This window comes from Phenylobacterium aquaticum (assembly GCF_947378715.1).
In the GTDB taxonomy this organism is placed as follows: domain Bacteria; phylum Pseudomonadota; class Alphaproteobacteria; order Caulobacterales; family Caulobacteraceae; genus Phenylobacterium; species Phenylobacterium aquaticum_A.
The window spans coordinates 22,653-29,934 of the sequence record NZ_CANCLE010000032.1 but is presented as its reverse complement, the minus strand read 5'-3'; the positions used below and the strand labels follow the sequence as shown (position 1 = coordinate 29,934).

Below are 7,282 nucleotides of genomic sequence, written 5' to 3'. Positions count from 1 at the left end.
AGGCGGCCTGGGCCATCGGGCTTTCGGCGGCGCGGGCGGCGAGGATCTTGCGCTTCACGACCGCGCGGACCGTCAGATACTGGATCGCGAACAGGCCGATCTTGGAGGCGAGCGGGAAGATCGCCGCGAAGGCCACCCAGTGGCTGGTGTAGCGGATCGCGACGACCGCGTTGAGGATGGCGGTCACGAACATCAGGCCGGCCCAGACATAGCCGAACAGCGTCATGATCTCCTGGCCGTGGCCGGCGGCGACGGGGGGCATGTAGCGCAGCATCCAGCCCCGCTGCAGCATGGCGCCGCCCACCACCACATAGATGATCGAGGGCTTGAACATCACGAAGCGGACGTCGTGGGTGATCAGGCTGGCGGTCCCGAACACCAGGACCAGACCCAGGCCCATCCATTGCAGGCCGGGGATGGGGTGGCCGCGCATCTTGCGCCAGGCGACCTGCAGCACGCCGACGCCGATGGCGGCGGCCGTGGCGATGCGGACATCGACCTTGAGGGCGATCAGGACCAGGAAGATCAGGGTGGAGAAGAAGTCTTCCAGGAGCGGGCGGGCGGCGTACATCAGGCTGTTCATGGCGTCCTCAGGGCGGTGAATTGCGATGGCTGAACCTAGTGGCGGGCGGGCCAAAACCTGAAATCCGTCGGCGCGGAATCGGCGGCGATCCGCGAATTGCGCCTGTCCGACCGCGCTTCGCGAACGGCGCCCGGCCCGAATTTCGCGCCAAGCCTTCTATCGGCGATCCAATGGGCCTATATGTCGGCTGTCCGGTTCGCCGGACTATGGAGATAAACGCGCTCGTAATAAGCGGACTGGACCCGGGTGCGATTCCCGGCGGCTCCACCAATCTTCCTCCGGGTTATGCGCCGGAAAGTGCGGGGCCGATCAGCATCGACAGACGTCTAAAGGTGTTGCTTTCTCTCGGCTTTGCCCACCGTTTCGGGCTTTAAACTAAATGCGAACGATAACTTCGCTGAAGAAGTTCGTCTGGCCGCGTAAGCGTCAGACTGATTTCGACATCAAGCCCTAGGGGGTTTAGCTCCTCTAGGCGGGGCCCGGGGGGGGCCTGGCAACAGAACCCCCCCACTTGGTCTCGACGCCGCTCCAACCCTCAGGGGGGCCTGGCGACAGAACCCCCCACTTCATCGCTAAGCTCCGCTATCTGAGCAGCCCTGCAAAAGCCGTGGGGGTGTGGCCGGACGCGCCTTGCGCGGCGTGCGCGACGCGCTACCCTGTCTGCGCACATCGCGCTCGGAGATCACATGGCTCAGGACCCGCCGGCCCAAGACCAGATGCACTACGAGGCCATGGCCCAGGAGGCCCTGCGCGGCGTGGTCAAGGCTGCGCTGAAGAAGGCTGCGGCGCCGGAAGGCCTGCCGGGCGCGCACCATTTCTACATCACCTTCAAGACCGAGGCGCCGGGGGTGTCCGGGCCGGCCGACCTGTTGGGCAAGTACCCGGACGAGATGACCATCGTCCTGCAGCACCAGTACTGGGACCTGGCGCCGGGCGAGACCTTCTTCACCGTCACCCTGAAATTCGGCGGCCAGCCCAAGCGGCTGAGCGTGCCCTATGCGGCCCTGACCCGGTTCTATGATCCGAGCGTGCAGTTCCTGCTGCAGTTCGAGACCCCGGCGACCGCAGCGGCCAATGCCGCGGCGGCGGCCGCCGCCAGCCAGGCCCAGGCGGGCGCTCCCGCCGAGGACGCCGCGCCGGCCGACCCGGACGCGCCGAACGTCGTCTCCCTCGACCATTTCCGCAAGAAGTGAGACGCCTGTGACCGACGTCGCCGCCGCCGAACCGGAAGCCCTGACCGACGAGGCGATCCTCGCCCGCTTCCTGCGCTCGAAGAACCAGCCGACCGGCTCCCAGACCCTGGGCTTCCGGATCGTCGCCGTGAACCAGGCCGAGAAGACCGTCGAGGTCGCCTTCGAGGCCAAGGCCGAGCTGCTGCTCAATCCGATGAAGCAGATCCAGGGCGGCTATCTCTGCGCCATGCTGGACGAGTGCATGAGCGTCGCCTGCATGGTCGCCTCGGGCATGACCCATGTGGCGCCCACGGCCGAGATGAAGACCACCTTCTTCCGTCCGGCCATGCCCGGGACCCTGAAGGGGATCGGCCGGGTGGCCAAGTGGGGCCGCACCATCGCCTTCACCGAGGGCGAACTCTATGACGCCGACGGCCGGCTGCTGGCCAAGGCCACGGGGACGGCGGTGCCCACCCCGTTCCAAAGCTACAAGAAGTAGGGCGATGGGCCGGGCGGGCTTGGCGGGCTTGCTCGTAGCCCTGACGCTGGCCTGGACGGGGCCCGCGTTCGCCGCCGGCCCGTTCGCCAACTGGGCCGCCGTGGTGGTGGCCGGCGACTGGCACGCCCATTCCGGCGGCCCCTCCGAAGCCTTCGACAACGCCCGCCATGACGTGGTCGGGGAGCTGGAACGGATCGGCTTCGAGAAGGCCAATCTGCGCCAGTTCTCGGTCCGCCCGGAGCGCTACAAGGACACCGGCCTGGCCAAGTCGGACCCCGAGGGCATCTACAACGCCCTGGTCGAGCTGACCGCCAAGGGGACCGAGGGCTGCCTGGTCTATTTTTCCAGCCACGGCGCGCCCACCGGGGTGGTGGTGGACCAGAAGATCCTGCCGCCGGGCATATTGGGGGCGATCCTGGACCGCACCTGCGGCGCGCGCCCGACCGTGGTGGTGATTTCCGCCTGCTTCTCCGGGGTGTTCATCCCCGAACTGGCCCAGCCCAACCGCATGGTGCTGACCGCCGCGCGGCCCGACCGCACCTCGTTCGGCTGCGGCGAGGCCGACCGCTACCCCTATTTCGACGACTGTTTCCTGCAGTCCACGCCCCAGGCCCACGACTTCCCCGGCCTGGCCGCAGCGGTGCGAACCTGCGTGGCGGCGCGCGAGATCAAGGAGGGCATGAAGCCGCCCTCCGAACCCCAGCTGTTCATCGGACCGCAGCTTCGACCGCTGTTGCCGCTCTACGCTTTTCCCACGACGCCGCCGAAAGGCGGGTGAAAGGTCGCGGGGAGGTTTGACGCCCAGGCCCTTTGAAGCCATGACCCGGCGCCCTACAACCACTTCCCGTCGCCCATCGACTTCGAGCCGATCCCCAGAATATGCGCCTTTCCGCCAAGACCGCCCTCGCCGCCCTCGCCGCGCTCCTCCTGATCCCCGCGGCGACGCGGGCCCAGGACGCTGCGGCGACCGTGGCGGCGGGTCCCCAGGGGCCGATCCCCTACACGGCTCTGCGGCACCGCGCGACGCGGTCGCGTCTGGCCCATCCGGGTCCCAGGACCGCGACCGCCAAGGCGGCGACCACCAGGATCCCGACGGCGGAGAATGCGCCCGCCGCCCTGATCACCGCCCCCGCCCTGCCGGCCACCGCCGCCGGCGCCCGCCTGGCGACGGTCGAGCCCCTGCCCCAGGCCGAGCTGGAGGCCTTTACCGACGGGCTGATCCGTGACGCCATGGACCGCGAGCATATCGCCGGCGTCACGGTCGCCGTGGTGCAGAACGGCCAGGTGGTGCTGAAAAAGGGCTATGGCGCGGCCAGCCTGTCGCCGCTGCGCCGGGTCGATCCCGACACCACCCTGTTCCGTATCGGCTCGATCTCGAAGACCTTCACCTGGATCGCCCTGATGAAGGAGGTCGAGGCCGGCCGCATGCGCATCGACGGGCCGGTCAATCTCTACCTGCCCGAGACCCTGCAGATCCGCGACCAGGGGTTCCGCGCCCCCGTGCGGGTGATCAATCTGATGGACCATTCCGGTGGGTTCGAGGACCGGGCGCTCGGCCAGCTGATCGAGAAGAACCCGGCGCGCGAGCGCGCCCTGAGCGAATATCTGCGTCAGGAGTGGCCCCGGCGGATGGAGAGCCCGGGCGCGATCTCCAGCTATTCCAACTATGGCGCGGCCCTGGCCGGCGAGGCGGTGAGCTATGTCACCGGCCGGCCGTATGAACGGCTGATCGAGGATGAGATCCTCTCGCCCCTGGCGCTGAACCACACCACCCTGCGCGAGGCCCGTCCCCGGGTGGCGGGGCTGCCCGGCCCCATGCCGCAGGCCCTGACCCGCGACCTGTCCCAGGGCTTCCGCTGGACGGCCTCGGGCTTCAAGAGCCGGCCCTACGAATATCTCGGCCACGTCGCCCCCTCGGGCTCGGCCTCATCGACGGCCGGCGACATGGCCCGCTACATGTCGATGTTGCTGAATGAAGGCCATCTGGACGGCGCCACGATCTATGGCCCCCGCGCGGCCGAGGCCTTCCGCACCCCGATCCGCCAGACCCCGGCCGGGATCAATGGCTGGGCCCATGGCTTCATCCAGTACGCCCTGCCCGGCGGGCACATGGGCTTTGGCCATGACGGGGCGACCCTCAGCTTCGTCTCGCGCATGGTGGTGTCCCCCGACCTCAAGCTCGGGGTGTTCATCTCGACCAACACCGAGACCGGAGCCGAGCTGATCCGCCGCTATCCGGACCGGCTGGTGCGCCAGTTCTATATGCCGCCGCAGATCTTCCCCCGGCCCGGCGACCCCGCCCTGCTGGCCCAGGCCAAGCGCTTCGAGGGCCACTATGTCAGCTCGCGCCGCAAGTTCGGCGGGCTGGAGGGCCTGATCGACCTGCTGCAGGCGGGCGTGAAGGTCGAGGTCACGCCGGAGGGTCGGCTGTTGACGATCGGCGCCGAGGGCCCGCGCGCCTGGGTTCCGGTCGGCGATCCGGCGGCCGGCCGTTTCATCTCCGCCACCGGCGACGAGCATCTCGCCTTCCTGGGCGACGGGCGGCGGGCCGACGCCTTCCTGGGCGCGCTTGGCGACCAGACCTATCAACGCGCCAACCTGTGGTCCCAGGCCAGCGTCCTGGTCGTCCTGGCCGCCCTGACGGCGCTGTGCGCGGCTGCGACCCTGGCCGGCATCTTCCTGCGCAACCGTCGCGAATTCCGCGAGACCTCGATCCAGAACCTGGCGGGCCTGGTGCAGAATCTCCAGGCCGCCCTGTGGCTGACCGCCTTCGCCCTGTTCGGCATGTGGCTGTCGGAGACCGGCGACACGGCCGCGGTGATGTACAACTGGCCGGGCGCCTCGCTGGTCATCGCCGAGGGCTGCGCCATCGTCTCGGCCCTGCTGACCGGCGGCACCGCGCTCGCCGTGCCCTATATCTGGCGCGGCGGCCGGCGGGTCGACAGCTGGACCCAGCTGCGCAAGACCGGCTTCACCGTGACCGTGCTGATCTATCTCAGCCTCTCGATCCTGCTGCTCCACGACCTGTGGGAACCGCTGCGCTGGTGATTCGGAGCGCGGCCGGATCGCCTAACGCCCGTTAACGTCTTCGCGAACGACGGCTCGTCAAAGCTGTGGACAACCCCTGGTGGGCGAGGCCGACGCCGCGCGACCGGCGCCGCGCCGCCATGGCTAAGGGCTTAAAACCATGAGGCTTCGGCGGGGAAACCGGGCGTCAACCCTAAGCCCCGTGGTGCGACAGTCTGCACCACCGAAAGTGTCGCCTTCACCCAAACCTTAAACGCGTCGTTTACCATGAACTGGGTAAATCCTGCCTAGCGGCGGGCCAGTTGTGTCCGGCGCCTTAACGGGAACAGGGGCGCCTCGCGTTGAACGGATTCGTCGCCGCTTTGCAGAGGTTCGGCATTGGCCGTCTGGCCGCCATCCTCGGGATCGGGGCCGGCGTGGCCGCCGCGCTGTTCGCCATGACCATGAATCTGGGTCAGCCCAAGTCGCTGCTCTATTCCAACCTCGACCTGAAGGAAGCCGGGTCCATCACCGCGGCCCTGGACCAGGCGGCGGTGAAGTACGAGGTCAAGGGCGACGGCTCGACCATATTGGTGGACCGCGACGTGGTCGCCTCCACCCGGCTGATGCTGTCCAGCAAGGGCCTGCCGACCTCCGGCTCGGTCGGCTATGAGATTTTCGACCAGACCAATGCGCTGGGCCAGACCGACTTCGTCCAGCAGCTGAACCGCCAGCGCGCCCTGGAAGGGGAACTGGCCCGCACCGTCCAGGGCCTGGACGGCGTGACCTCGGCCCGGGTTCACCTGGTGCTGCCCAAGCGTGAACTGTTCGAGGAAGAGGCCCAGCAGCCCTCGGCCTCGGTGAGCATCGGGGTCGGCGGCCGCGAGCCGGGTCCCGACCAGGTGCGCGCCATCCAGAACCTGGTCGCCGGCGCCGTGCCCAATATGAAGCCCGACCGCGTCACCGTGGTCGACCAGCACGCCAAGACCCTGTCCGGCGGCGAGGCCGGCGACGCGCTGGAGGCCGACGGCCGCAAGACCGAGGTCGAGGCCCGGATCGCCAAGTCGGTGAAGACCATGATCGAGGGCCTGGTCGGGGCCGGCAAGACCCGGGTCAATGTCACCGCCGATCTCGACCTGTCGCGGGTGAGCACCCAGCAGGAGACCTTTGACCCCGACGGCCAGGTCGTCCGTTCAGAATCCACCACCGAGGAAAACGCCAAGGAGAACCAGCCGGACTCCACCAGCGGGACCAGCGCCTCGGCCAATATCCCCGGCGGGGCGGCGGGCTCCAGCGCCAACAACAGCTCGGCCAGCGGCAAGACCGAGTCGACCACCAATTACGAGATCTCCAAGACCACCCGCACGGAGACCATCGAGCCCGGCAAGGTGAAGCGCATCTCGGTGGCCGTGGCCGTGGACGGCGTCACCGCCCTGACCAAGGACGGCAAGCCCGGCGCCTACACGCCCCGCTCGGCCGAGGAGATGCAGCGGATCGAGCAGCTGGTGAAGACCGCCGTCGGCTTCGACCAGACGCGCGGCGACCAGGTCACCGTGGTCAATGTGAAATTCCCCTCCGAGGTCGATCCGGAGGGCGTGACCACCACCAGCCCGCTGATGGGCTTCGACAAGAACGACATCATGCGCGCCGCCGAGCTGGGCGTGCTGACCATCGTCGCCCTGCTGATGATGCTGTTCATCGTGCGGCCGCTGCTGCGCGGCGCGGCGGGCGGCGGGGCCGGCGGCAGCAGCCTGCCCGCCCTGACCATGGCCGCGGCGCCGGGCATGACCCGCATCGTCACCACCGCCGACGGCCAGCCGATGCAGATCCAGGTCGATCCCTCGACCGGCCAGCCCCTGGCCCTGCCCAGCCCGGGCGCCGAGATGGACTCGCGCATCGACATCGCCCGCATCGAGGGCCAGGTGAAGGCCTCCTCGGTCAAGCGCGTGGCGGAGTTCGTCGACAAGCATCCTGAGGAGTCGGTGTCGCTCCTGCGCACCTGGCTGCATGAGACGACCTGAC

General features: G+C 68.7%; 6 protein-coding genes and 1 other RNA gene. 6 read left to right on the top strand and 1 reads right to left on the bottom strand.

Annotated elements, in window-relative coordinates; translation table 11 throughout:
• Positions 1-583: inner membrane-spanning protein YciB (locus tag Q7P21_RS06585; RefSeq protein WP_304176296.1), on the bottom strand; the 583-nt coding region annotated here is incomplete at its 3' end.
• A gap of 150 nt (positions 584-733) precedes the next feature.
• Here Q7P21_RS06585 and ssrA point away from each other — a divergent pair.
• From ssrA to fliF, 6 genes are all read left to right on the top strand, one after another.
• Positions 734-1,095: a transfer-messenger RNA gene (ssrA, locus tag Q7P21_RS06580) on the top strand.
• Positions 1,096-1,269: 174 nt separating this feature from the next.
• Positions 1,270-1,776: an SspB family protein gene (locus Q7P21_RS06575; RefSeq protein ID WP_304168552.1), complete on the top strand. Its 507-nt coding sequence runs from the start codon at positions 1,270-1,272 to the stop codon at positions 1,774-1,776.
• A 7-nt stretch (positions 1,777-1,783) separates the two neighbouring features.
• Positions 1,784-2,254 carry a PaaI family thioesterase gene (locus Q7P21_RS06570; RefSeq protein ID WP_304168551.1) on the top strand — a complete coding sequence of 157 codons (471 nt, stop codon included), beginning with the start codon at positions 1,784-1,786 and terminating at the stop codon, positions 2,252-2,254.
• Between the two features lie 28 nt (positions 2,255-2,282).
• Positions 2,283-3,032 (top strand): C13 family peptidase, encoded by a 750-nt coding sequence (locus Q7P21_RS06565; RefSeq protein ID WP_368670111.1) that lies wholly within the window; start codon positions 2,283-2,285, stop codon positions 3,030-3,032.
• 101 nt (positions 3,033-3,133) lie between these two features.
• Complete coding sequence (locus Q7P21_RS06560; RefSeq protein ID WP_304176294.1) at positions 3,134-5,302, top strand: serine hydrolase; 2,169 nt, start codon at positions 3,134-3,136, stop codon at positions 5,300-5,302.
• Positions 5,303-5,622: 320 nt separating this feature from the next.
• Positions 5,623-7,281, top strand: a complete 1,659-nt coding sequence (fliF, locus tag Q7P21_RS06555; RefSeq protein WP_304168546.1) for a flagellar basal-body MS-ring/collar protein FliF — start codon at positions 5,623-5,625, stop codon at positions 7,279-7,281.
• Position 7,282 lies beyond the last annotated feature (1 nt).

Excerpts from the sequence above, each read along its gene's own strand:
- Q7P21_RS06575 (WP_304168552.1), top strand. The coding sequence starts at position 1,270 with ATGGCTCAGGACCCGCCGGCCCAAGACCAGATGCACTACGAGGCCATG.
- Q7P21_RS06560 (WP_304176294.1), top strand. The coding sequence starts at position 3,134 with ATGCGCCTTTCCGCCAAGACCGCCCTCGCCGCCCTCGCCGCGCTCCTC.